General features: G+C 53.5%; 19 protein-coding genes and 2 pseudogenes. 7 read left to right on the top strand and 14 right to left on the bottom strand.

What is annotated here, in order from left to right:
• Positions 1-7 precede the first annotated feature (7 nt).
• The 3 genes from ACHHV8_RS00620 to ACHHV8_RS00610 all read left to right on the top strand — a co-directional run bounded on the left by ACHHV8_RS00620 (position 8) and on the right by ACHHV8_RS00610 (position 2,425).
• Complete coding sequence (locus ACHHV8_RS00620) at positions 8-769, top strand: c-type cytochrome (RefSeq protein ID WP_395155833.1); 762 nt, start codon at positions 8-10, stop codon at positions 767-769.
• A gap of 27 nt (positions 770-796) precedes the next feature.
• Positions 797-1,387 carry a tRNA 5-(aminomethyl)-2-thiouridylate-methyltransferase MnmM gene (gene mnmM, locus ACHHV8_RS00615; RefSeq protein WP_395155831.1) on the top strand — a complete coding sequence of 197 codons (591 nt, stop codon included), beginning with the start codon at positions 797-799 and terminating at the stop codon, positions 1,385-1,387.
• 69 nt (positions 1,388-1,456) lie between these two features.
• Entirely contained in the window at positions 1,457-2,425 is a 969-nt protein-coding gene (locus ACHHV8_RS00610) for a type I phosphomannose isomerase catalytic subunit (RefSeq protein ID WP_395155829.1), read from the top strand.
• Positions 2,426-2,704: 279 nt separating this feature from the next.
• Here ACHHV8_RS00610 and ACHHV8_RS00605 read toward each other — a convergent pair.
• The 13 genes and pseudogenes from ACHHV8_RS00605 to ACHHV8_RS00545 form a co-directional block, all read right to left on the bottom strand.
• Positions 2,705-4,472, bottom strand: a pseudogene (locus tag ACHHV8_RS00605) (B12-binding domain-containing radical SAM protein).
• A gap of 112 nt (positions 4,473-4,584) precedes the next feature.
• Positions 4,585-4,809 (bottom strand): hypothetical protein, encoded by a 225-nt coding sequence (locus ACHHV8_RS00600; RefSeq protein WP_395155827.1) that lies wholly within the window; start codon positions 4,807-4,809, stop codon positions 4,585-4,587.
• Between the two features lie 1,140 nt (positions 4,810-5,949).
• A complete protein-coding gene (locus ACHHV8_RS00595; RefSeq protein WP_395155825.1) occupies positions 5,950-7,224 on the bottom strand; it encodes a sulfatase-like hydrolase/transferase in 1,275 nt (424 codons plus the stop codon).
• 102 nt (positions 7,225-7,326) lie between these two features.
• The gene (locus ACHHV8_RS00590; RefSeq protein WP_395155822.1) at positions 7,327-8,265 is read right to left on the bottom strand and encodes an ABC transporter permease; all 939 of its coding nucleotides are present in this window, start codon (positions 8,263-8,265) and stop codon (positions 7,327-7,329) included.
• Between the two features lie 22 nt (positions 8,266-8,287).
• Positions 8,288-9,253: an AraC family transcriptional regulator gene (locus ACHHV8_RS00585; RefSeq protein WP_395155820.1), complete on the bottom strand. Its 966-nt coding sequence runs from the start codon at positions 9,251-9,253 to the stop codon at positions 8,288-8,290.
• Entirely contained in the window at positions 9,147-10,472 is a 1,326-nt protein-coding gene (locus ACHHV8_RS00580) for a cache domain-containing protein (RefSeq protein ID WP_395155818.1), read from the bottom strand. Before ACHHV8_RS00580 ends, ACHHV8_RS00585 begins: the two co-directional genes overlap by 107 nt.
• A 177-nt stretch (positions 10,473-10,649) precedes the next feature.
• On the bottom strand, positions 10,650-11,090 hold the full coding sequence (locus ACHHV8_RS00575) for a type 2 periplasmic-binding domain-containing protein (RefSeq protein ID WP_395155816.1): 441 nt from the start codon (positions 11,088-11,090) through the stop codon (positions 10,650-10,652).
• Between the two features lie 46 nt (positions 11,091-11,136).
• On the bottom strand, positions 11,137-12,225 hold the full coding sequence (locus ACHHV8_RS00570; protein WP_395155814.1) for an extracellular solute-binding protein: 1,089 nt from the start codon (positions 12,223-12,225) through the stop codon (positions 11,137-11,139).
• Positions 12,226-12,258: 33 nt separating this feature from the next.
• On the bottom strand, positions 12,259-13,128 hold the full coding sequence (locus ACHHV8_RS00565; RefSeq protein ID WP_395155812.1) for a carbohydrate ABC transporter permease: 870 nt from the start codon (positions 13,126-13,128) through the stop codon (positions 12,259-12,261).
• 814 nt (positions 13,129-13,942) lie between these two features.
• On the bottom strand, positions 13,943-16,300 hold the full coding sequence (locus ACHHV8_RS00560) for a helix-turn-helix domain-containing protein (protein ID WP_395155810.1): 2,358 nt from the start codon (positions 16,298-16,300) through the stop codon (positions 13,943-13,945).
• 127 nt (positions 16,301-16,427) lie between these two features.
• Positions 16,428-17,957 carry an extracellular solute-binding protein gene (locus ACHHV8_RS00555; RefSeq protein ID WP_395155808.1) on the bottom strand — a complete coding sequence of 510 codons (1,530 nt, stop codon included), beginning with the start codon at positions 17,955-17,957 and terminating at the stop codon, positions 16,428-16,430.
• A 29-nt stretch (positions 17,958-17,986) separates the two neighbouring features.
• On the bottom strand, positions 17,987-18,865 hold the full coding sequence (locus ACHHV8_RS00550; RefSeq protein WP_395155806.1) for a carbohydrate ABC transporter permease: 879 nt from the start codon (positions 18,863-18,865) through the stop codon (positions 17,987-17,989).
• Positions 18,866-18,886: 21 nt separating this feature from the next.
• Entirely contained in the window at positions 18,887-19,861 is a 975-nt protein-coding gene (locus ACHHV8_RS00545) for an ABC transporter permease (protein ID WP_395155804.1), read from the bottom strand.
• Between the two features lie 404 nt (positions 19,862-20,265).
• On the opposite strand from ACHHV8_RS00545, the gene rlmD reads away from it, so the two are divergent.
• The 3 genes and pseudogenes from rlmD to ACHHV8_RS00530 all read left to right on the top strand — a co-directional run bounded on the left by rlmD (position 20,266) and on the right by ACHHV8_RS00530 (position 24,026).
• Positions 20,266-21,861, top strand: coding sequence for a 23S rRNA (uracil(1939)-C(5))-methyltransferase RlmD (gene rlmD, locus ACHHV8_RS00540; protein ID WP_395155802.1), 1,596 nt, complete (start codon positions 20,266-20,268; stop codon positions 21,859-21,861).
• 226 nt (positions 21,862-22,087) lie between these two features.
• A complete protein-coding gene (locus ACHHV8_RS00535; protein ID WP_395155800.1) occupies positions 22,088-22,495 on the top strand; it encodes a hypothetical protein in 408 nt (135 codons plus the stop codon).
• 311 nt (positions 22,496-22,806) lie between these two features.
• Positions 22,807-24,026 (top strand): annotated as a pseudogene (locus ACHHV8_RS00530) (IS256 family transposase).
• 86 nt (positions 24,027-24,112) lie between these two features.
• On the opposite strand, the gene ACHHV8_RS00525 reads toward ACHHV8_RS00530, so the two are convergent.
• Entirely contained in the window at positions 24,113-24,496 is a 384-nt protein-coding gene (locus ACHHV8_RS00525) for a carboxymuconolactone decarboxylase family protein (RefSeq protein ID WP_395155798.1), read from the bottom strand.
• 112 nt (positions 24,497-24,608) lie between these two features.
• On the opposite strand from ACHHV8_RS00525, the gene ACHHV8_RS00520 reads away from it, so the two are divergent.
• Positions 24,609-25,007, top strand: coding sequence for a MerR family transcriptional regulator (locus ACHHV8_RS00520; RefSeq protein WP_395155796.1), 399 nt, complete (start codon positions 24,609-24,611; stop codon positions 25,005-25,007).
• The last annotated feature ends 5 nt before the right edge of the window (positions 25,008-25,012 follow it).

Raw genomic sequence — 25,012 nt, 5'->3', positions numbered from 1 at the left:
ACAGAACATGAGGAAGCTTATCCTGGGAGCGACGGCGCTATTGGCCGTCGTGCTGATAGGCGGCTGCAAGGATGCGCCTGCCGTGCAGCCGGTTCCCCCGGCGCCCGCGCCGGCCGAGCCGGGCGGGGGTGCCGGAGCCGGGCTCGCAGCGCCGCCTGCGGACAGCGCCGACGCTGCGAAGCAGCCCGCCGAGGCCGCAGCAGGCAGCGGCACGGACGGCGCCGCGGCGCAAGGCGGCAGCGAAGCTCCGGCCGACACGAAGTCCGAGTCGGCCAAGCCTCCGGCAGCCTCTTCGGCTTCGACCGGGTCGAAGCCGAAGGCCGAGCTGCCCAAGGCGGAGCTGCCGAAGCTCGAGGAGCCGCCTGCGAAGAAGCCGTCGACCGTGCCGATGCTCGAGCCGCCCAAGGCGTCCGGAACGCCGGCAGCGTCCGAGGACGGCTCCAAGCCGGCTACGGCCCCGATGCCGACGGATCTTGTGACGCCGCCCATGGCGGGCGCTTCCTCGTCGGCGGCGTCCGGCGGGGGCTCCTCCGGGAGCAGCGTCTCCTTGAAAGCGGAGACGCTGTACAAGGACAACTGCATGGTTTGTCATGGCGACAAGCTGCAGGGGGATGTCGGGCCGGCCTTAACGAAAGTCGGCAGCCGGCTCACCCAAGATCAGCTTATCGCTATGATCAACCACGGCGGCAAAACGATGCCGCCGTTTCAAAAAACGCTGAAAGCGGAGCAAATTGAAGAGCTGGCCCAATGGCTTTCGGCTCAAAAATAAGCAATCATAGATCGGAGCGTTATTTATATGGGGTTTTTATCCATCCTCAGCTATGCCCATAAGCTGATAGAAGAACGTGTCTCCCCGGGAGAGACGGTAGTGGACGCCACTGCCGGCAACGGGGTGGACACGCTTTTTTTGGCTAAATGCGTCGGACCGGAAGGCTCCGTGCATGCTTTTGACATCCAGGCGCAGGCGCTGGAACGCACCCGCCAGCGTCTGGAGCAGGAGCTCAGCGCGTTCGCGCCGGTACCCGTTCAGCTCCATGAACGCAGTCATGCGCTGATGGAGCAAACGCTGCCGCCGCATGCCAAAGGCCGCGTCGCGGCAGTGATGTTCAATCTCGGCTATTTGCCCGGAGCCGATCATCAGACGGTAACGGTACCGGACAGCACCCTTCCCGCTCTTCGGCAGTCGGTCGAGTGGCTGCGCAAAGGCGGTATTCTTACTATTATATTGTATACCGGTCATGAAGGCGGCGAACAGGAAGCGGCCGCCGTCCGGACATGGGCGGAGCAGCTTCCCCAGAAGCAGTACCAGGTGCTGGAATACCGCTTCCTGAATCAAAAGAACCATCCGCCCTACTGCATTGCGGTAGAAAAGCGTCTGGCTGATTGATATAATGGCATGTAGCATATTGCACCCGCCCACAGAGGCAGAATGGCTAATAAGTAGAAAGTAGGGAGCATGTTGAAACCATATCCTTTATTATTTAAACCTGAAATGAAAGAACGTGTATGGGGAGGCCGCAATCTGGAACAGTTCGGCTTGGAGCTGCCCGATGGGCCCATCGGCGAAGGCTGGATGATCGGCGATCACCCGAACGGCACAACCCGTGTCGTGAATGGAGAGCTTGCCGGACTCGGTCTGGATCAAATCCGCGAGCAGTACGGCAAAGATTTTTTTGGAGCCAAAGGCTTTTCCGAGAAAAACGGCCGTTTTCCTCTCTTAATTAAGCTGTTGGACTGCCAGGACGATCTATCGGTGCAGGTGCATCCGAACGATCATTATGATAGACTTCCGCAAGGCGAGCTAGGCAAAACGGAAATGTGGTACATCCTTGACGCCAAGCCGGGTGCCAAAATTATTTACGGGCTAAACGATGGGGTTACACGCGAGCAGCTGGCCCAAGCCATTGCAGAAAACCGGATTCTGGACAGCCTGCGGGAGGTTCCGGTCGAGGCCGGCGATTCGTTCTATATTCCTGCCGGAACGGTTCATGCGCTGGGTGCAGGCGTCCTTGTCGCCGAAATTCAGCAAAACTCGGACAGCACCTACCGTCTGTACGATTATGACCGTCTGGGTCTAGACGGCAAGCCCCGCGAGCTGCACATCGAAGATTCCCTGAACGTCATCGCTTACGAAGGCTCGGGAGCCACCTTCATGAAAACCGGTTTGACCGCAGCTAACGAGTGGCTGACCTTAGCCAACTCTCCTTTCTTTGTTACGGAAAAAGGAAAGGTCGAGCAGGAATGGCCGCTGCAAACGACGGGAGCCAGCTTTGTAATTCACATCATTTGCGACGGTACCGGCACCATCCGCTGGGCCGATGGTGAGCTTTCCGTGAAGCCTGGGGAGTGCTACTTGATTCCGGCAAACCTCGGTGATTATTCGCTGACCGGCTCTATGACGGTGCTGCGCAGTTATTTGCCTTAAGCTGTATAACTAAGGGACCCGCGTCTGCCGGCATCTCTCTTCTTTTCTGGAGATGCGGCCTCGAGGGTCCCTTTCTTTAATATAGGAAAAAAGAGCCGACCATTGTGTATTGCCCCAAGAAGTTAGACGTACATCTAACGAAGGGCGCAGTTCAATGGGAACGGCTCTTTTTACTATTTATATAGAAGCTACGACGCCACTCGGCCGGAAATCCAGTTAACCAATGACAGTGGCTCCTTTTTTGCTTTTGTGTGAGGCTGGTTGCTTGCTATAAGCTGCTTAAAGGCTCGGCTCCATCGCCCCGAGGGCCAATGTATACAATTGGGCCCGCGACGCCGTGTCCGGCGGAAAATGAACGATGAGCAGCTGTTCTTCACCTGTCAGCAGCTCGCCGCTTGCCAAATAATGATTCAGCCGGAACGGCAGCACTTCAAGCATCGTGTGCTTATGCAGATCTTTCTCGTTCATACGCAGCGCCGCAAAAGCTTCCGATACCTCGTCCGGCCTTTCAGCCAGTCTGCGAATGTAATCGGACTGAGTGCTTTTATCCAGCGAGAAGTCCCACCAAATCTTGCGCGGCTTGTATTTATGATTTAGGAAATAATCGAGCTTCATCAAGCCTTCGATGACGTCCATCCCCCGGGTCCCCCGATGGGTCAGAAAAGCGTGGAGGCGTGTGAACAAATCCTCAAGCTGGTGGCCGATTTTTTGCCAGCCGCGGGTCTCCCAATAGTCGCCGAACAGCTGGAAGAAATCAAACGCCGAGGGGAATTCCTCCCGGATCAAATAATTGACGGTATGGTCCATCCGATGGGCATTCCAGTATTTTTCCAGCACATCCTCGACCCGCTTGATTCTGACAATGTCGGAGAAAGGCAAAATATCGTTGCCGAGAATCTCATAAGGGGCATTGTCCATAAACTTGTAGCCGTATTTCTCCGCGTCGGCCCGCATGCCGGTGCCGCGCAGCATTTTCAGAAAGCCCAGCTGCAGCTCCTCCGGTTCCAGCTCGAACACGTCGTTAAACGTTTTGCGGAACGAGTTGTAATCCTCCTCCGGCAGCCCTGCGATCAGATCCAGATGCTGATCGATTTTGCCGCTTTCCTTGACCTTCAGCACGGTACGCGTCAGCTTGGAGAAATTTTGCCGGCGCTTCACGAGGCTGTTCGTCAAATCGTTGGTCGACTGCACGCCGATCTCAAAACGGAACACGCCCGGCGGCGCATGCTCCGCCAAATAATCCAATACTTCCGGCCTCATGATATCCGCGGTAATTTCGAATTGAAACACGCAGCCGCGGTGGTTCTGAATAAGGAACTCAAAAATTTCGAGCGCGTAATCCCGCTTGATGTTGAAGGTTGCGGTTCACGAATTTGATCAGCTTCGCTCCGGATTCGATCAAATAGAGCAGGTCGCTCTTCGTCCGCTCCATATCGAAATAGCGCACGCCTACTTCAATAGAAGATAAGCAGAACTGACAGCTGAACGGACAGCCCCGGCTTGTCTCGAAATAGACCACGCGGTTCGCCAGGCTGGGAACATCCTCCGCAAACCGGTGCGGCGTCGGAATATCGTCGAGCGCCAGCTTCGGACGCGGGGGATTGATGATGACTCGGTCTTCCTTACGGTAAGCAGCTCCGAACACGCTGTAAAATTTACGGTCGCCGTTCAGTTCCTGCAGCAGGTGGTGGAACGTCTCCTCCCCCTCGCCCATCACGATGAAGTCGACCTCCGGAATCCGGTTCATCCAATACTCCGTATCGTAAGAAACCTCGGGACCGCCAAGCACGATGGTCAGCTGGGGATTAATTTTTTTGAGCATGCTGACCACGGTAATCGTCTCTTCGATGTTCCAGATGTAACAGGAGAACCCGATCAGATCGGGCTCCTTCTGGTACAAGTCGGATACGATGTTCATCGCCGGGTCTTTTATCGTATACTCGGTAATTTCTATAGGAAAGTCTTTCTCGCTGAACGACTTCAAATAACGCAGCGCCAAAGACGTGTGAATATATTTCGCGTTTAAGGTAGATAACACTACTTTCATATCGGTACCCTCTTTTGCTTTGCAGAATCCTTGCACTCCTCATTCTACACGGAAAAAGGGCCGAACACAAAAAAAAGAAAATGGGGTCATTCCATTTTCCCGCTAATTCCAGTTATTCTCCGTCGAGGTCACATTCCGAGTCGGGTACCAGTCCGGCAAGTACAAATTCGTCGTTCCCTTCCGCGCTCCAACGGTTCGCTTGCGTGAACAGCTGTTCCTCCACCTGCTCCCTTTGCGACACCAGCTGGTCTACCGCCTGCTCGTCTCCCGATGTTAGAATGGTTTGCGTCAGCTGCTTGCGCTGCTCTAAACGTTTCGCCAATTGATAAAGTATCATGCTTTTCTTCCTTTCTTCGTTCCATTGTATATCTGTATCATAGCCCTCTATTATTAAGACAAGATTAGAGGAACATAAACAGATCGTTAAATCATAAGGAGATTTGTAATCGGTGTTATTAGCTTTCCCCGGTGTGAAGAAATATATGTAAAACGGTGGCGGTTTATGCAAAAAATTTTGGCGGATTTGATCGGTCACGCTAGAACCGACCGATATTAAACCTGGCCTTATGTCACAATAGTGAACCGGGTATTTCGTGATGTTAAATATTTATCAGGGTAAAGATGGATGCTTGGGAGGAGCATGGGTATAGGGTTACAACCGCTGTTGAAATCGTGTCCTTTTGAATTGAACAGGCTAAAAGGTTAGGAAAACGATTTCAAAGGCGGGCACTGTCGTTTTTCCACCCCATACCCATGCTCCTCCGGTGCTGCAGAGAGCTGGGCGGGGCTTCAAGCTGAACTGCCTGAGCTGCGAAGGCTGGGGCAAAACAAAACATGGCTGCAGCTGCCTGTTAAAGCAAGGTATTAAGATAATCCGCAGTTATGCAGCTTGCTCAATGGGCGGGAATACGCGGAAGTCAGTCGAACCTATATATAGCAAACCTTCCACCTTCAGCACATCATATATGTACCTTCCCAACACTTACCGGCGCTACGATCATTCCCTCCTGCAAGCAGCTTCTGTATCAGGCTTCTATTCCATAGGCAGCTTGGATTAGAGGCCATTGGATTTGCAGCCTAAAACATAGGTGGCGGCAATCTGTCCAAGCTTTCTGTTCTGTTCAAAGCAGCGATTATCGCGCCTCCACCGGCTCACGTGTATGGAGAGCGTACCTAGAGCAAACCAGCGGGAGTAGCTTGAGAGCAGCTTAGACATAAATAAAACGTAGCCAGAAAGTAACTAGAGAGTGGGAATAGAGCATAATAGAGTATAACTAAAATTAGCTCGAACACAGCAAAAAGCGCAGCTCCCGACGGAAGGGAGCTGTGCTTTTTTAGCTGCAAGAGCAGCGAGGGCTGCGCAAGCGTTACAGCTTGACGCGCAGCTCGCTTACAGCTGCGCGGCGCTGGCCTGCGGCTGCGGCAGGCGCGTTGCGGATGGCCGGGGCCGTTTCCCCGGCCTCGACCATCCGGGCGATCAGCTGTGCCTTGAGCTGATCGGCGATGCCGCGGAAGGCGTCGACGCCGGCCAGGTTGTGCAGCTCGTACGGATCGGCCTGCAGATCGTACAGAAACTCTTCGACGTAGTCGTCCGATCCTGCATCCCGGTTCGGATGCTTATCGGGAGCGGAGACGCTGTATTTCCAGCGGTCGGTGCGGATCGCGCGGCCGACCTGGGATTCGCTGATCTGAACGAAGACCTCCTGCGGCCAGTCGGGTGCCCTCCGCTTTGAACCAGCGGAACAAGCGAGCGGCCCTGCATTGCCTGCGGCACAGGGATGCCGGCGGCATCAAGCAGCGTCGGCGCCAGGTCGACCAGGCTGACGAGCTCTCTGACGCGGCGGCCCTGCTGGAAGCCGGGGCCGCAGATGGCAGTCGGCACCCGGATCGAGCTGTCATGGCAGGAGCGCTTGTACTCGCCGTTTCTCGTTTTGAAATGGCAGGCATGGTCCGATGTAAACAGCACTATCGTGTTGTCGGACAGCTTCAGGCTCTTCAGCGCATCCAGCAGGCGGCCGAGCGCGTCGTCCAGTCTTCTGACCATCCCGTAGTAGCCGTCGATATGCTGGGGCGCCGTCCCGCCCAGCGCGAGGAGATCCGCCGGGATCCAGCGGCTTCCGTAAGCGCCCTGGTATACGTCAGGGGACGGGTAATTGTCCAGATGGTTCTGATGGTGCGGCTCGAGAAACGACAGGAACAGGAAGAACGGATCGTCCTGATGCGAATCGATATAACGGATGGCGGCATCGGTCAGCGCATCGACCCGGTAACCCGGCAGCTTCACTTCCCGGCAGTCGTTATCGTAGACGACCGTATCGTACGCGTCGGAGGAAAACTCGAGCACATTCGAAGCTAACCAATGCTCATAGCCGCCTCTTCCCGCTTCGGGAACCGGGTCCTCCTCGGCCAGGTGCCACTTGCCGATGTAGGCCGTACGGTAACCTGCGTCGCCGAAGTAGTGGGCAAGCGTTCTCGCTTCGTCCGGCAGCGGAATGCCGTTGCGGAAGCAGCCGGTATCGGTAGCATACCGGCCCGTCTGCAGGCAGCTGCGCGCCGGTTCGCACACCGGCTGGCAGGTGAAGGAATGAACCAAGTGCGTCCCTTCCCTCGCCATCCGGTCGAAGTTCGGCGTCAAATTCAGCGGATTGCCATGCGCGCCCGTCGTATCCCAGCGCTGCTGATCCGTGAAAAATACGATCACGTTAGGGCGGTCATGTTGCCGCTGCTGCTTAGTGACTTGCTGGTTCGTCATATGAAATATTCACTCCTTCACATGGACACCCGGCGAAAGGAGCCTTAAGCCGCCCTCACCGAGTGCCCGTATCATTGAATTTCGTTTACAAATGTAAATAACTTACCATAGGCCGCTGCCGCCCAGCCGCTTGGACAGCATGTTGGAGAACAACAGCAGCAGCAGACCGACAGCGGATTGGAACAAGCCCGCCGCAGCGGCAAGAGGGTACCGCCCCATCGTCAAGCCTACTCGGTACACATACGTATCCAAAATATCCGCTACGCTGTATACCAGCGGGTTGTACAGAATGAACACCTGGTCGAATCCGGCCGATAATATATGGCCCGTTCTCAAAATAAGCAGAATGACGATCGTCGAAGCGATGGAGGGCAGCGTCACATAACGCACCAGCTGGAGCCGGTTGGCTCCATCCATCCGGGCCGCTTCGTACAGCTCGGGATTAATGCCTGCCATCGCCGCAAGATAAATGATCGTGCCCCAGCCAGTCTCCTTCCATATATTCGACCAGACGAGCAGCGAACGGAAATGCTCCGGCTGCATGACCGGAGAGTTGGACACCCCGAACAGGCTTAATATGCCTGTCGTCGGCGAAAGCAGTGTAAACATCATCCCGCCCAGCACGACCCACGATAAAAAATGCGGGAAATATACAATCGTTTGAATAATCCGCTTGAACGCGCTGCTCATGACCTCATTGAGCAGCAGCGCCAGCGCAATCGGCGCGGGAAATCCGAAGATGAGCTTATAGAAGCTGATAATAACCGTATTGCGGAGAGCCAGCCAGAAATCCTCCGTTTGGAACAAAATCTCGAACCATTTAAAGCCCGACCAGGGACTGTCAAAAATCCCTTTGGCCAATTTGTAATCCTTGAAGGCGATCAGGATGCCGCCCATCGGGATATATTTAAAAATAAGGAAATACAGCAGACCCGGCAGCATCAGCAAATAATAATATTTATATTTGTTCAGCAGCCGGATCATCCGGGATTTCCGCGCCGCGTAAGGCGCTCTCCGGTGCAGTGCTGTCTCATGATTCATCGTCCGGCCTCCTCTCTTCGGGCTATCCGGGCTGGACGGGGTCTTTTTTCTCCAGAAGCTTCTTCCGGTATTCGCCCGGCGTCAAGCCCTCGTACTTTTTGAAAAATCGGATAAAGCTGTGCGCATCATGGTAACCAACCGCTTGACTAACCTCCTGCATAGACGACCGGACGTCGTGCTGGAGCAGCTCTTTGCTGCGCATAATGCGGTGCCGGCTCAAATATTCAAGCGGCGGCTTGCCGGTCTCGGCCTTGAACACCCGGCTCAGGTAGCTTCCGCTAAGGCCTACATGGTCGGCAATATCCGTTACCGATATGTTGCTTTGGTAATTCATCTCGATATATTCGATGGCCTTGGCAATGTAGAGGCTGTAGGTGCTGCTCTCCTGCCTCTGCCGCTCCAGCTTCCCGATCAGCTCCTCGACAAACCGCCGGATAAACGCCTCCAGCTCTTCGTTGTTGCGGCAGCTGTTCAGCTCCAGCAGATTCATCGAGATAAAGGCGTCGTACCCTTCCTGGTACAGGTCGTTCATTGTGCCGCTGATCAGCATAATGATCATTTCCAGCAGCCGCTCACGGGAGCTTCCGCTCTTCTGAACGTAAGTCTTCATAAACCCGGTTACAGACTCATTCGCTTTGCTATGATCGGCCGCCATAATATGATGGGCGAGCTCCTTTTGCACCGCTAACGGATATTCCATACGATGGTCTGTCTCCACTTCTTGGACGAACACGACATCCGACTTGTTGAACAGCGCCTTATAATTCATCATCCGCTTGACCTCGGCATAAGAAAGATGGATACCGTCCAGTAAGGAACCGCTTCGTCCCACGGCAAACTGCAGACTGACGCCATGCTGCTGCTGCAGGCTCTCGTTGATTTCATGCAGCCCAAGAGCCAGCTCCTGCTGCTGGGTCTCCTCCAGCTCTGCGTGCTCCAGATTCAGAATGAAGCCGAACTGGCCATGGTCCGAAAAGCGTGCCCGCAATAGGCATCGCCTTCGATAAAGCGTTTTCAACAAAGCTGAAGGCCAGCAGGTTAGGTTCATGCTCCGCCTCTTGAGCTCCCTTGTAGAACGGGGCTACCAAAAGGACCGTGTAATGACTGAACGGAAAATGGACGCCGACCTGCTGCAGATGATCGCGGATCTGGTTCGGCTCGGTAATGTAATTATTCAGCATGTCATAGATGAGTCTATGCTTCACGATCGGCTTGGTACGCTCCATCGTCCTCTTAATCTCTTCATGCTCGCGGATCATTTGCTTCCAGGGTCCGTACATGAAAATCGAGATCAGATAGGACATGACGAAGCCGATGATCAGCACAACCACAGCGGTGCGCAGAATCGCGCTCCGGATTCCCGCCATCGCCTGCTGGTACTCGCTGAACGGCGTGCTTTTGACGAATACCCAGGAATTAAACCGGGATTTGACGTAGGTGAGAAACTGCTCCTCTCCATGATCAGTGACGATGCGCGAGCCGGTCATGCTGTCAGGAGATATCCCTTCCAACAAGGCAGGCGTTCCGCTGCCGTACACCACTTCACCGGAGTCCGACCGAAGAATGGTAATGCCGTTCAGCTGCGTGTCTGCAAGCCGCTCCACCATCCCGAAGAACACGTCCTTGCGGACATTCAGCACCAGCTGGCCGAGCGTCTCTTTGCTGGTGACAGGCAATGGCCGGTTAAAGCTGATGACCTCCAGAGATGGGTCCATCGAGCTTTGCAGCAGACGGACTTCATAGTCGCTCTGCCCTTCCCCGCGCTGCAGGATCCGCTCCAGCAGGTCCTTGTCGAAAAACTCAGACCGCGGGTAAAACCCTTCGCGCGTCGTCAATACTTTATCGTTTAGCTTAAAGTAAACGTACATTGAGTAGATCAGCGGACTTGCCGATATTTGACTCTTCAGATGCTCCTTCAGCACGCTGAAATCATACATATCCGCCTCGAACGGATTGGTCAGCTTGGCGTTGAGATCCGGCGTTAATGCCAGCTGAAGCGCCAGATTATCGATGTTGTCCTTCGCCATTTTGGTCTGCACGTATAAGGCGTCCAGATCGGCCGACGCCTGCTTCTGAAGCTCCTGCTTCTTTTCCACCGCCATATGCACGTAATACAATGAGCTGATAATGACGACCGGGAGTATGACGGTCAATAAGTACGATAACAGCATTTTCCCGAATTGAGACTTCCGTTTCGCATCTTTCATAGCCTGGCTGCCCCCTTGCCCCCCGATGGATGGAACCGTTCCACACCCGATTGTATTTCTTCTACATTATGTTCTAGCTGAACGGTTAAAAACCTTTTCCCGGAGAGCCAGGGGACGCGTCGGAGTCTATCCGAGAGCCGGATGCTTAGAGCTGAATGCCCGAGCGGCAGAGGCCCGCTATTTCTTCGTTTTGTTCCACTCCTCGTTTACCTGCTTCTCAATTTCTTTGCCGCCCTGGCTGTAATATTTCGTGACAAATTCATCCCATTTATCGACAGGCCATGTACCCGTAACGATCTTGGCGAAATATTCCGACCACAGCTTCGGCAGATCGGGATAGTCGAGCATGCCCTGCGTTGTTTTCCAGAATTGATTCTTGATCGTATATTTATTCGTAATCTCCATCGCGGACAGCGCCTCCTCCGTCATCCAGCGCCGGTCGACCACTTGAATAAAGCGGATCGGGTTGGAGAAGCCCTGCGCATACAGCTCGGAATAGGAAGGCACCGTCATTTGAACCCGGTTTTTAGCCTTGTCGAAAGTGTACTGCTCGTTTTCCACGCCATAGGTCACCAGATTGAAGCCGGCGTCCGAGGCGAGCCAGTCGATCAGTTTCATCAGCTGCTCGGGATTTTTCGCTTTGGCTGAGATAGCTCGGATATCGTTATAGGCAGGAGCATTCTCGGGCCATCCCTGCTTGCCTCCCGGTTCCGACCGGCGGAGCCAAAATTTTCAGATTGCCCGCAGGCACCGCTTTTTTCAGCGATACGTTGATCGGCTGCTTCGGATCGACATTGAAGGCGCTGCCTTCAAACACGCCTACCTTCGAACCGATGACCTTCTCCTCCAGCTGCTTCGTTTCCATAATGATGAACTCCGGATCGATCAGCCCTTCTTTATACCATTTCTGAAGCAGCGCCAGCACCTCTTTGGTCTCCGGCAGCACCATCCCCTGCTTCAGCTGACCGTCCCGCTCGTGCCAAAACGAAGGAATGATTCCGTAGGCTCCGAAAATAGCGGAGAACTGCGTATTCTGCGGATTGGCCGTCTTGGCGGAGCTCAGACCGAACGTATCCTTCTTCCCATTCTTGTCCGGATCGTTATTGGTGAATGCCTGCAGCACCTTGTATAGATCGTCCAGCGTTTTGGGCTGCTGCAGTCCCAAATTGTCGAGCCAGTCCTGGCGGACGTTAAACCCGCTGATATCCGGCCCGTTAAACGGCTCCGGGCGATAGCCTACGGGCAGTCCGTATATTTTCCCCTTATACTTGAGCGCCTCCAAATCTCCCGGCTTGATCAGCTTCATCGCATTCGGCGCCGATTTCAGCAAATCGTCAAGCGGCATTATAAGCCCTTCGTCGGCAAACCGGGTCAGTGTCGCCATATCGACATTGAAGAAGTCGGGAAGCTCGCCTGAGGACGCCTGAAGGTTCAGCTTCGTAAAATATTCCGAGCCGCTCGCAAGCGACACGTTAAAATCGATTCCTTTCAGCCCCGCCTTATCCAGCGCGGCCAGTACCTCTTTCTTCCCGCGTCCGCCGTCCGCCGGATATTCCGGCGCGCCGAAATTGCGGAATATTTTGTAGGTCACCGGCTGGCCGTCCGAGGCCGTCTCTTTCTTATCCGTGCCCGCATCTCCTGCCGTGCTCCCGCCTGCCACGCTTCCTGAATTCGATGTGCACCCGGCCAGCGACGCGGCCGCCAGCAGCAGCGCCAATAAACTTTTCCACAGCTCTTTTCTTCTCATCGTCATGGTTTTCCCCCATTCATAGATTCAGCGGCCTGATTAGCTTTTGACGGAGCCGATCATCACGCCTTTGACAAAATATTTTTGCAGAAACGGATACACGCATAAGATCGGAACCATCGCTACAATAATCGTAGCCGCAACGACCGAGTCGACCGAGGCCCCCGTAAGCTCGCCGGTCATTCTTGCCGTCACCTGGCCGTTAATAACGTCCCGCAGCAGCAGCGGAAGCGTATACTTGCTCTTATCGTTCAAATAAATGAGCGCCTGCAAGTAATTATTCCAGATGCCCACCGCCTCCCACAGCGCGACGGTTGCCAGCACCGGCTTGGACAAGGGCAGCACGATCGAGGCAAAAATGCGGAGCGGATTGGCTCCGTCGATCATCGCCGAATCCTCCAGTTCAAGCGGCAGCGTCCGGAAAAAGCTGATCATAATGATGACATTAAACGCTGAGACAGCCGTCGGCAAGATCAGCGACCAGAGCGAGTTGATCAGACCGAGCGATTTTACAAGCAGGTAGGTCGGGATCATCCCTCCGCTGAACAGCATCGTAAATAAAATGAGCAGCAATATGATACGCTGGGCCGGCATTTCGCCCTTGGTCAACGGGTAGGCCAGGGCCGCCGTCATCAGAACCGTAAGCAGGGTACCGACCACTGTCGTAAAAATGCTGTTCCCGTAAGCAACCCAGATGTATTCCGAGCCGAGCACCGTCTGATACGCCGAAATCGTAAAATCCCGGGGCCACCAGAATGCGCCTCCACGCATCGCTTCCTCCATGGAGCTGAGCGACAGCGATACCTCGTGCCAAAGCGGGTAAAAGGTGACCAGTGCGACAAGGATCAGCAGTACGGCGTTCAGTGTATCGAACAAACGTCCGCTCCAGTGCGCTCCTATCGGATTCATGCAGCTTCACCTCCTTTAGGTTTCTGTTGTACATTAACATGCTGTGCCAAACATGCTGCACCTGCTGCGCAAAGCGCCTCCGGCAAAAGTGATTCCGAATTCTGTATGGGCAGCTGCTTCAGCACCGCAATGTATCCGCTTACATCATGCCATACACAACACCTATTGGAATAGAGCCACAATTTGCGTTCATGGCGAATTCCCTCCGTCTCCAGCCATAAGATCAAAAATTTCACATGATGTCTGATTTTCAACACGATACCACCGCTGTTAGCGTCTTTGGATACAAAAAAGGAGCCGGCCCTCCCCCATGCAGAGCCGCAATACGCGCCTGAGGCCATTCCTCCACGATCTCACGTGGCAATCCGTTTACTCCAGCTGGCTTAACCTGCCGCCTCACGGCAACGTAACATTGCGTATTGTGAGAGAAATTCTGAAGCATCTTTTCCCGAATAAAAAAAACGGCCCCCTTGAAAAGGGAGCCGCTGGACTGTTGAGAAACCCGCACTAAGCGAAAAATGAGCATAGACGCAGGGAGGCCACTGAAAAAGGCATCGCTCCGAGTACGGAACATTCTTCTGATCGCTGTTGTCCCTGGATTTCTTTGATTATAACCCGCTTGTAGCGGTTGAAATCCAAGGACAAAGGCGAACGCTTTCGCTTCTACAGAACGATTCCGCACGCTCCGCTAGTTTTTCAGTGGCCTCAACGCAGGTGAGGTATCCTCCGGAACAGTTTATGGCTTGTTCTTCCGATCGCTCTCTCGTCGCGAAATTATTCGATTTTATCCCACTGTGTACAATTAAATTTCCGCTTATTTCAACTGTGAAACACGCTCCCGGAACTGTCCGGGCGTCATATCCTCGTATTTCTTGAACAGCCGGATGAAATAAGAAGGCTGGTAGCCGATCCGCTCGGCAATCTCATTCACCTTCAAATCCGTGCCGATCAGCAGCTCCTTCGCTTTATCCATCCGCAGCAAAATCAAATAATCGATAAAGTTCATGCCGTTAATCTGCTTGAACGCTTTGCTGAGCGCATAAGGCGTCGTATCGAATGCGTCGGCACACTCTTCCAGCGAAATATCGCTCATAAACCGATCCTTCAGCAGATCCGTCACCCGCTCGACCAGCTGCTTCATATGCATGTCCTGATGACGGCCGAGCTTCTCCATATAAGGGGAAATCACCCGCTGCTGGAAGAAGCGAACCATTTGCTCCGGCTCCCGCAGCTGGTTCAAATGCTCGTACAAATTGTTCCCTTCAAACATATGATGCGGGTGATACCCGGTCTCGAGCATCGTATGAAGCATGCTGCCGAGCACCTGCATGACACCCTCCTGCAGCAGCTTCTCATTGCCGGATTGAGAGACGAGCTCCTGAACGAAGCGGCCGATCAGCTGCAGCGACTGCTCTCCCTGCCCCATCCGGATCGCCTGCATCAATTCCTTCTCAAGTGCAAAAGGATACTGCACCTCCTGATTCGCGCTCGGAAGCATTTCCTCCAGGTCAAGCACCTGGCGGTCTTCCTTCAGATCTCGGTATCGGATCGCATTGCGCAGAAACGGCAGCAGCTGCGGAATGTCCCGCACCTCCGAGGTCAGCCGGCCGATACAGATGGCCGCCTGCATTTTGAGCAGGGAGCTGATCGTATGCACCAGATCGTCCGACAGCAGGTACAGCTCCTCCTTGACCTGCTGCTTCGTCCGATCCATCGGATACGAGAGCAGTACCCCGACCGTCATATCCTGAAAGTTGATAATTTCCGCATGATGGCTTCGCGTCCGGACGATTTCCTCCGCGATATTCGCCGCGGCGAACGTAGCCAGCTGCTCCTCGCTTTCGAGAAAGCGGCCCCCTTCCTTGGCAAAGCCGGTAATCTGCACCAGCAGCAGTGCAAACCACTGCGAATCCGGCTGCCAGCCGAAGCTCGCCATCCGGCCGCGGATCTCCGCTTCGCTGAGCGAATAGAAATGGCCCTGCACGAGCTGCATCAGGAAGGCCGTCCGAAGCGACGGGTACGCCTGCTCCAGCCTGCTTTCCAGCGCCTTGCTCTCCTGGCTCAAATGCTTCCACTGGCTCTCGATGAACTCCAGCTCGTCCCCCGGATTGTCCTGCGCCGTCTTCTGATTGTGATCCCTCATCACATTCACGAGCCGCCCGATCGGCCGGTAAATCCGATTTGAAGCGACCCAGGACAGCAGCACCGCGATCAGCAGCCCTATGCCGGCAACAGCCAGCATGATTCTTGACATGATGACGACAGGCGCCGTCATCTGGTCGAGCGACGTTGCCGCTACATACCTCCACGGGGTGCCCAAGCGGGAAAACTGGCCGTAGGAAACGGAATACGATTTCCCGTCGTAATCCAGCAGATAAGACCCGTCCTCCTCCGTCCTGGACGTCACGCTTTCATGAACAATCCCGGCTAAGGCGGCTTGTTCCTCGGATGCAGCCGTCTGGGAGACGATGATGCGGCCATCCTTCCCCATCAGAATGGAAGCCCCGTCCACATCTGTGGTCATTTCCTCTACCATATGCACGAGCTTCGTTTTATCCAAATACAAGATCAGCGCCCCATACGGTTCGCCGATGCTCGGCAGCTTCTGAATCAAGGCGACCTGGGAAGTGTCTCCCTTGGCATTGACCTTCGGAAACGAATCCTTCCAGAACACGCCGCGGTCTTGATCCATCAGCTCGTGAAACTGGCTTCGCTCCTGCTCGTTCAGGATAGGAACGATTCCCTCAATATCGGAGATAACCAACGGCTGACTCCGATCCAAATACAGCTGGGCCTGCTCAATCAGCGGATAGGCCCCTTTCATCACGCCGAGAAACCGGTACAAATTTTGCGTTGTATTATAATCGTCGCTTAAATTAATATTGCGCAGACGCAGGTCAAGCCGGCTGTCCAACGACCACTGCGTCGCCGCAAGCTCCAGCTGAGCCAGATTGTCGTTCATCCGGTCAATCGTCTTTTTCAGCAGCGCTTCATGATTCCTCGTAATCTCGTTCTCGATGTGCGCCCTTCCGGTAATATAGGATGTGATACCGATGATCGCTGTAGGCAAGCTGGTAATGCACAGCACCAGGATCAAGCTTTTACGATAAAAATTGCTTCTGCCGGAACGCTGCGTCCACCAATGCCACAGCTGCTGCCATCGAAACCACATAGCTAGTCCCTCTCTTCTTGTTGTGTTTCTTTATTATACCGATCTCTCCCGCTTGTGCCCACCCTGCCGCAATGCGGAAATCCCCCTCGACGCCGGGTATTTCGGCATCCGAGGGGGTAGAAATGTATTATTTGCTTGCCGCGTTCCGTTTTTGGTAAGCATCGTTCAGTTCAGCCGTAATTTTCGCCAAATCCGGGTCTGCTTTCAACTTGGTCACATAATCGTCCCAAGCGCTGATCGGCTCTTTACCCATAATCACCTTTGTTTTCATATCTTGAATTTTCTTTCTCAGCTCGGTGCCGACCTTCACGTTCGTATCGGAATTCAGACCAAGGGAAGGATCGCCGACGCTGATTTTTGCTTTTTCATCGATAATCTTTTTGTTGCGCTCCAGCACGTCATTCGGCATGCCTGTACGGTAAGCGCGCAGATATTGGTCATATTTCAAGAAAATTTGACCCAGCGCCTGCTGAGCGACAATGTCTTTTTTCGCCTGTTCTGTCGGCGTCTTGATGCCGTCCTTCTCCGTGTAGTGGACATCCTTCAAACCGAAGCTCGCCAGATCATAGCCTTCCTGCGTAGCGCCGTAATCCATAAATTTCAGCAGCTGCTTCACTTTCGCTTCCGGTACGGATTTCGGAATCGCATACATACCGAAGAATCCGCTGTCTTTATTCGAATAGCCGTTCAAGGAAACCAGTGGAATGAAGTCCGCCTTCGGATCCGTTTTGCGAAGCTCTTCTGTCGGTTCCCAAGCCGCTTCAGCCGTATCCTGGAAGCCGCCCGCGCGGTTGCCTTTCAGCAGGTCTTTGGCCTGCGTATTTTTCAGCACAGCCACGTCCTCAGGAATCAGCTTCTCTTTATAGGCACGGTTCAGCCATACGAGCGCATCCTTCACTTCAGGCAGCACGTTGACGTTCACCAGCTTGCCGTCGACAAGCTTCCAGTCTCCGTTGACTTTGGTGAAGCTGTTCTGCAGCTGGCCCAGGTAGCTCATCCCGTTCTGATCCACGAAGCCGGCGTAGCCGATCGTATCGTTCTTGCCGTTGCCGTCCGGATCCTTCTCGACAAATGCCTTCAATACCGTATACAGCTCATCGGTCGTTGTAGGAATAGGCAGGTTCAGCTTGTCCAGCCAATCCTTCCGCAGGTAAGGGAAGCCGCCGCCGTCGGTCGGACGGGCACGGGGAATCCCGTAATTTTTGCCGTCAGCCTGCTTCGTATTATCCCAAGACTCCTTCGGATACTGCATCAGGTTCGGATAATCCTTCAGCATCGGCGTCAAATCCCAGAAAGCGCCCTGTGCTACCATACCGCGTACTTGCGCGCTGAACGGATCGTCCAGCAGGATCAAATCCGGAATATCGCCCGATGCCAAGGTCACGTTAATTTTATCCGCATAGTTGTTCGGAGACACCCAAGTGATTTTCAGCTTCGTATTCGTTTTCTTCTCGATTTCCTTCACGACCACATTGTCCGGTCCCGGAGGCTCCGGCGTGTAATACATCGTCATGATGCTGATATCGGTCGGTTTGCCGGAATTTCCTCCGTCACCGCCGGCGGCTCCGGATTTGTCGGCATTGCCGCAAGCGGCAAGCATCGAGGAAACAAGAAGTGTGGATGCGGCAACGGCCGCTGTTTTCTTATTCATTTTCATAGAAAAGCTCTCCCCTTTGTTTACTTAAATTATTCTTTAACCGAACCGACCATGGCTCCCTTGGCAAAATGCTTTTGCAGGAAAGGGTACACCAGCAGGATCGGCACCGTCGCTACAACGACAGCAGCCATCTTCAACGTTTCAGGCGGAATGCGCTGCTCGGACATCATTTCGGCCGCGGCGCCTCCCCCTGCTGCCGTCGAAGCGTCGATCAGCATGTTTTGCAGCAGTACCTGGAGCGGATGCTTGGTGAAATCATTAATGTATAAGAGCGCCGTAAAGAACGTGTTCCAGTAAGCTACGGCGTAAAACAACCCGAATGCAGCCAATGAAGGCAAGGAAAGCGGTAAAATGATGCGGTACCACACGCTGACATCGTTGCAGCCGTCGATGCGGGCCGCTTCTTCCAAGCTTGCCGGAATACTGTCGAAGAAGCCTTTCATCAGCAGCACGTACCAGCCGCTTGTCAGCACCGGCAGAATCAGCGACCAAGTGCTGTTAATCAGATGCAGGTCCCTCACCAGCAAATACGGAGGAATGATGCCCGGATTGAACAAGGTGGTCAGCAGAATCAAGAGCATCATGAACTTGCGGCCCTGCAGCCTTTTGCGGGAAATCGCGTAGGACAGGCAGGAAGTAACGAGCAGGCTGAGCGCTGTGCCGACGACGGCCAGAAACACGCTGTTGCCAATCGCATTCAAGAAAGCATCGGTCGACATCAAATATTTGTAGGAAGCCAGGCTCCACTTCGTAGGAAGCAGCTTCAGCTCGTTGGATAAATAAGCCGACGGATCGGTGAACGAAACGACAAAGACATAATATAAAGGGAAGAAAGTGATGATCCCCATAATGCCGAGAAGAATCGCATTCACCGTATTAAAGGTGCGGTCGCTTTTGGTCAAAATCATTGTTGCCTCCTCCTCCCGTCTTTAGTAGACGCCGTCTTCGCCGAATTTTTTGGCCAGCTTGTTCGCTCCGATGACGAGCAGCAAGCCGACGATGGACTTAAACAAACCGACAGCCGTACTATAGCTGAATTGACCTTGTTTTACACCCAAACGGTATACATACGTATCGAACACATCCGCGACCTCGGATACCGCGCCGTTCATCATCAAGAATACTTGTTCGAAGCCGACATCCATAATATGGCCGATTCTTAAGATCAGCAGAATAATAATAACGGAGCGAATGCCCGGCAGCGTCACATGCCACATTTGGCGGAACCGGCCTGCGCCGTCCATCTTGGCCGCTTCGTACAGCTGCGGATCGATGCTTGCCATGGAAGCAAGGAAAATGATCGTTCCCCAGCCCGCATCCTTCCAGATCGATTGGGCAGTCAGCATGCCCCAGAAATAGCTTTTATTCGTTAAGAAATCAATTTTCTCAAAGCCCAGACTAACCAGCATCTGGTTAATCGCCCCATCCCCCGTCGAGAACAGCAGGAAGGTAATGCCTACGATAATAACCCAGGATAAAAAGTGGGGCAAATAAACAATCGATTGAATGATCTTCTTATAGGCGGCGCTCCGCACTTCATTAAGCATCAATGAAAGCAGAATCGGCAGCGGGAAGAAGAGCACCAGGGAAAGCACATTAATCGCCAGCGTATTGCGGAACAGCATCAGAAAGTCCGGATTGGAAAAGAACCGCTGGAAATGCTCCAGTCCCACCCACGGGCTTCCCATTACACCTTGGTAAGGAGAATAGTTCTGAAAGGAAATTACGATCCCCCACATCGGTACATAACGAAAGATGAGAAAATACAGCAAACCGGGAAGCGCTAACAAATATAAAAATTTGTCGCGGACGATACCTGACCATACCTGCTTTATCCGGCTCGTACCCGCAGCTTCTTTCGTAGAGGCCGCCGATTTCGCAACCGGCTTCAAAGTTGAATCCATAAGCTTACCTCCGTTCCTACGTATGTTGGTTTTCGTTAGCCTTATCATTCGGCATGCTCTTGGTCTTGCGGTGAAGCACTGACCTCAATCTACAATGCGCCGCCGTTTCCGGCAATCATCCATTTTTGTGAGGCAAAAACCGAGGCATAGTAAGCGGTTTCAGGCCGATTTCCTTGCGTTGACTTTTTTTGCGGGGGAGCGGAAACAGCCGGAAATCCGCCGAAATGGGGCTATAGCCCCCAGGCTTCTTAAGCCGGGCCGAACATGATATAGTGTTACTATAAATCCAACGAATATCGGAGCGAGACTATAGATGAATGAGAAGAACAACGTGCGAAGCGCGAAGCCGGTACCTTTCAAATCGGAAAAGACGACAGGCCGCCCGAACGAAAAGCGGAATGGACATGACAAGAGCCGTGAGAATAGATTTGGAAGTACGGAGAAAAACCGCCGTCCCGGCGAACAGCGGCAGGCGGCGGAGAGAAACAGGGACAAGTTCGAGGGCAAGGGCAAGTTCGAAGGCAAGAGCAAGTTCGAGGGAAACTTCTCTGGAGGCACAAAAACAGCCGCCGCCAACCGGCACGGCGGTCCGAATACACGGGAGCGTCGGACGCGGGGCATCCGGCGGTACAGGCGAGGATGTCAAATCAGGGGACCGGATCGTCGTTACGATCAAGCGGATCGGGATTAACGGCGAAGGCGTCGGTTATTACAAAAGGAAGGCCGTCTTCATCGACGGCACCCTTCCCGACGAGGTGGTCAAGGCTACCGTGCTTAAGGCCGAAGCCAAATATATGACCGCCCGGCTCGATGAAATCGAGAAAAAGTCTCCGGACCGGCAGCAGCCGCCCTGTCCGGTATACGACGCCTGTGGGGGCTGTCAGCTGCAGCATATGACCTATCCTGCCCAGCTGCGGGCCAAAGAAGAGCTCGTCCGGGAGGCTTTCTCCCGCTACACTCCGGCCCTGAAAGACCTGCCCCTGCGCCCGATTCTCGGTATGGACAACCCTTGGGGCTATCGGAACAAGGCACAGCTGCAGGCCGGCTGGCAGGATGAGCAGCTGATTACCGGGCTCTACTCCCCCGGCTCGCACAAGCTTGTCGATATTTCCGGCTGTGCCGTACAAGACGCCGCTATTAATGAAGTAACTCATAAAGTCAAGGCCATCGTCACCCGTCTCGGCATCCGGCCGTACGACGAACGTACCCGCCAAGGCGTGCTCCGGACGATCGTCACCCGCGTAGGCCGCCAATCCGGCGGCGTGCAGCTGACGCTGATTACCGCAAGCGACGCGCTGCCGTCACAAGTGCAGCTGATCGATGCGATCCGTCAGGAGCTGCCGATGGTCACCACCATCGCCCAGAACATCAACGCTTCCAGCACGCCGCTTATTTTCGGCGAGGTCACGCGCGTGCTGTGGGGCAGCGAGCGGCTGGACGAGCAGCTGGGCGAGCTGCGCTTCTCCCTCTCGCCGCGGGCCTTCTTCCAGCTGAATCCCGAGCAGACGGTGAAGCTGTACAATGCGGCGAAGGAAGCGGCCGGCCTGACCGGCGAGGAGCTCGTCGTCGACGCCTACTGCGGCACCGGCACGATCGGGCTCTGGCTCGCCCCGTATGCCAAGCAGGTGCGCGGCATCGAGCTGATTCCCGAGGCGGTCGAAGACGCCCGGCGCAATGCGCGGTTGAGCCATGCGGCCAACGCGGAGTTTTTCGTCGGGCACGCGGAGACGCTGCTGCCCGAGTGGGTGAAGCGCGGCATCCGCCCCGACGTCGTCGTCGTGGATCCGCCGCGCACCGGCTGCGACCGCCGGCTGCTCTCGGCGATCTCGGCCGCGAGACCGGCACGACTCGTCTACGTGTCGTGCAACCCGAGCACCCTGGCGAAGGATTGCCAGGTGCTGCTCGAAAGCGGCTACCGGCTGGAGTGGATTCAGCCGGTGGATATGTTTCCACAGACGGCGCATGTGGAGTGTTGCTCACTGTTAGTGAGAAATGGATAATAACGAGAAGTAACGGTGTCATGCTCTCCTTGATTAAGGAGGGCTTTTTCTTTTGCTTAGTGGTAAGGGGCTGTATAATTACCCTTTCTTGGGGGGCAGTTTTCGTAATAGGCTTTGCACATCCACAGATCAATTTAAGGTAAAAATTGGTTACGTAGTAATACTAGTCTGATATAATCTGAACAAGATCACATAAGAACATTACAATCGCATTGGAGTTGATATAGTGATTAAGTCTGCCGAGGAATTTATGCGTCTTAGACTTAGTGAAAAGCCGGATGAATACCTAAGAGCAGCTTGGGAGGAAGCGCCGTTGGCCGTTTGGGTTGAAGTGATAGAACAGTACCCCGAAATGAGATTTTGGGTAGCACATAACAAAACTGTTCCTTCGGGAGTTCTTGAAATTCTTGCGGATGATCCTTGTTGGAGAGTTAGGCATATGGTTGCGTCAAAAAATAAATTGCCGGAACATATTCAACTTAAACTTGCCAAGGATGATGATTCATCCGTTAGACAAAGGGTTGTTTACAATAAAAAAGTTTCGTTATCGGCGCTTAAAATATTAGAGCAGGACATAGATGAAGAAATAAAGAAACATGCACAGACAAGAATAGCAGCGTTTAAATGCAAATAATGGTCGGGCTTCTTTTACTGAATGGAAGTGAAATGCTTGAAAGGGTCTTTTTCTCTAGTCATCAGAGGTAATAGCTAAGTTAGATGATAAAAATTGCAGGAATGAAACAACAATGATATGATTTTTGATAGAAATAAGGAGCCTGACGGCCACCGACTCCCTTCACAACATTTTGTGTGGGAAACCTCCAGACAGTCATAGAAAAATAATCCGCACCTTGGCGCTAACATGGGCGGAGAGTCTGTAAAATCTTTTGTGTAAACTCCAAAACCATACTAAAATTGAAGTAGATGAAAGTTTGGGGATCACACATGGGATTATGGACGAAAGAGCAACTGCGTGCATTCATTAAGGAGAATAAGCTGGTAACTGCGCAGGACGCACAGAACGCGTTGAAAGACTTGTTTGCTGAAACGCTGCAGGAGATGCTTGAGGCCGAGATGGATACGCATCTGGGCTACGAAATACATGAGACGAAAGCCAAAATCACACCAAACAGCCGCAACGGTAAGAGCAAGAAAACGGTTGTCAGCGAGCACGGTGAGCAAGAGATCGCCGTGCCTCGCGACCGACTGAGCGAGTTCGATCCGGTCGTAGTCAAGAAGCACCAATCGAACGTGACGGGCATCGAGGAACAGATCATCGCCTTGTACGCAAAGGGTGTGAGCACCCGGGAGATTCAGGATCACTTGCAGAATCTGTACGGGATCGATGTCTCGCCGACGCTCATTTCCAATGTCACCAACAAGATCATGCCGCTCATTAAAGAGTGGCAGAATCGACCGTTGCAGGGTGTATATGCGGTCGTTTTTCTGGATGCCATTCACTTCAAAGTCAAGCAGGACGGTGCCATCGTGAATAAGGCTGCCTACATGGTCATCGGCATTGACCTGGATGGAAACAAGGACGTGCTTGGCATGTGGATCGGAGAAAATGAGTCGTCCAAGTTCTGGTTATCGGTCTTGAACGATCTCAAGAACCGTGGCGTACAGGACATTCTCATCACCTGCGTAGATAATCTAACCGGGTTCTCTCAAGCCATTGCCGCTTGTTATCCCTACACGGAAATCCAAAAATGTGTCATTCATCAAATCCGCAATTCGACCCGTTATGTGTCCTACAAGGATCTCAAGAAGGTGACAGCCGACCTGAAGCCCATTTACAAGGCAGCCACGGAAGATCTGGCGCTGCTGGAACTTGACCGGTTTGAAGAAGCCGGGGTACGAAGTATCCGCTCATTATCCGCTCGTGGCGGAACAACTGGTCTGAGATTGCAACCTTTTTCAAGTATCCGCCGGAAATTCGTAAGCTCATCTACACCACTAATATGATCGAGAGTTACCATCGCCAACTCCGTAAAGTCACGAAGGGCAAGAGTATTTTCCCAACGGACGAAGCTCTACTCAAAATGCTCTATCTGGCGACGATGGACGTCACCCGTAAATGGACAGGCCGTGTACAAAATTGGGGCCAGATGCTGCTCCAGCTTTCTGTGTTCTTTCCTGATCGAATCGGCCAGCATTTGCGCTAAAATTTTTCTCCCCTCGGGGAAAGGCTGAAAAAGAGTTTACACAAAATTATTGACAGACCTTAACTAGGTGCTTCCCATCCCCCCACCTATACCCTAATCCCCCGCTCCTGAAAAACGCGCTTAGCAGCAAACACCGCGTTCAATACGCGCGGGAACCCCGTATAAGGCACGCACTGCATAATCGCTTCGATAATCTCCCGCGGCGACAAGCCTACATTCAGCGAAGCATGAAGGTGCACCTGCAGCTGGGGCTCGCATCCGCCTTGCGTCGTCAGAGAGGCCAAGGTGACCAGCTGCCTTTGCTTGAAATCCAGTCCCTCTCTTGAATAAATATCTCCGAAGGCAAACTCGACTACATATTTCCCCAGGTCTGGAGCGATGTCCGCCAGCGACTCTATTACCCGCTGTCCCCCTTCCCCATCGATTGTCATCAACTTCTCCCAACCGCGCTCATAACGTTCCTCTGTCATATAAAATCCTCCTCAAAGTAAGTTCAATCAATTACCTTACTTCGATGCTACACATTAGAGCGCGCTCTAAAGCAAGCCTTTTTATGCTATAATTTCTCGTATGAATACTCCATTGACGATTCAGCATATGTCCGAGCTGACCGGACTCTCCGTTCATACCCTTCGGTATTATGAAAAGATCGGGCTGCTCGAGGGCATTAGCCGGAACGGCTCGGGTTACCGCGAATACAGCGAATCCGACCTGCTTTGGGTCGAGTTCTTAATCCGGCTCCGCGAGACGGGAATGCCCATCCGGGAAATGAAGGAATTCTCCATTCTAAGAGCACAGGGCGAGGCAACCGTTACGCCGCGGCGGCAGCTGCTCGAGCAGCATCAAGCCAAAGTTCTGGAGCAGATCGAAGCCCTGCAGCAAAATCTAACCCACATCTCAAGTAAAATCGCACACTACAAAGAACAGGAGAAAGCATTAAAGATGACGAACCACCGCGGGGAAACGGAATACATGAAGTAAGCTGC

Source organism: Paenibacillus sp. TAB_01 (genome assembly GCF_043945595.1).
GTDB lineage: Bacteria > Bacillota > Bacilli > Paenibacillales > NBRC-103111 > Paenibacillus_S.
Note: the sequence above shows the minus strand (reverse complement) of the source record. Positions and strands in the feature narration are given on the sequence as shown.

What these genes read in the sequence shown, in the direction of transcription:
- ACHHV8_RS00620 (WP_395155833.1), top strand. Translation starts at nt 8, where the DNA reads ATGAGGAAGCTTATCCTGGGAGCGACGGCGCTATTGGCCGTCGTGCTG.
- mnmM (WP_395155831.1), top strand. Translation starts at nt 797, where the DNA reads ATGGGGTTTTTATCCATCCTCAGCTATGCCCATAAGCTGATAGAAGAA.
- ACHHV8_RS00610 (WP_395155829.1), top strand. Translation starts at nt 1,457, where the DNA reads ATGTTGAAACCATATCCTTTATTATTTAAACCTGAAATGAAAGAACGT.
- ACHHV8_RS00600 (WP_395155827.1), bottom strand. Translation starts at nt 4,809, where the DNA reads ATGATACTTTATCAATTGGCGAAACGTTTAGAGCAGCGCAAGCAGCTG.
- ACHHV8_RS00595 (WP_395155825.1), bottom strand. Translation starts at nt 7,224, where the DNA reads ATGACGAACCAGCAAGTCACTAAGCAGCAGCGGCAACATGACCGCCCT.
- ACHHV8_RS00590 (WP_395155822.1), bottom strand. Translation starts at nt 8,265, where the DNA reads ATGAATCATGAGACAGCACTGCACCGGAGAGCGCCTTACGCGGCGCGG.
- ACHHV8_RS00580 (WP_395155818.1), bottom strand. Translation starts at nt 10,472, where the DNA reads ATGAAAGATGCGAAACGGAAGTCTCAATTCGGGAAAATGCTGTTATCG.
- ACHHV8_RS00575 (WP_395155816.1), bottom strand. Translation starts at nt 11,090, where the DNA reads ATGAAACTGATCGACTGGCTCGCCTCGGACGCCGGCTTCAATCTGGTG.
- ACHHV8_RS00570 (WP_395155814.1), bottom strand. Translation starts at nt 12,225, where the DNA reads ATGACGATGAGAAGAAAAGAGCTGTGGAAAAGTTTATTGGCGCTGCTG.
- ACHHV8_RS00565 (WP_395155812.1), bottom strand. Translation starts at nt 13,128, where the DNA reads ATGAATCCGATAGGAGCGCACTGGAGCGGACGTTTGTTCGATACACTG.
- ACHHV8_RS00560 (WP_395155810.1), bottom strand. Translation starts at nt 16,300, where the DNA reads ATGTGGTTTCGATGGCAGCAGCTGTGGCATTGGTGGACGCAGCGTTCC.
- ACHHV8_RS00555 (WP_395155808.1), bottom strand. Translation starts at nt 17,957, where the DNA reads ATGAAAATGAATAAGAAAACAGCGGCCGTTGCCGCATCCACACTTCTT.
- ACHHV8_RS00550 (WP_395155806.1), bottom strand. Translation starts at nt 18,865, where the DNA reads ATGATTTTGACCAAAAGCGACCGCACCTTTAATACGGTGAATGCGATT.
- ACHHV8_RS00545 (WP_395155804.1), bottom strand. Translation starts at nt 19,861, where the DNA reads ATGGATTCAACTTTGAAGCCGGTTGCGAAATCGGCGGCCTCTACGAAA.
- rlmD (WP_395155802.1), top strand. Translation starts at nt 20,266, where the DNA reads ATGACAAGAGCCGTGAGAATAGATTTGGAAGTACGGAGAAAAACCGCC.
- ACHHV8_RS00525 (WP_395155798.1), bottom strand. Translation starts at nt 24,496, where the DNA reads ATGACAGAGGAACGTTATGAGCGCGGTTGGGAGAAGTTGATGACAATC.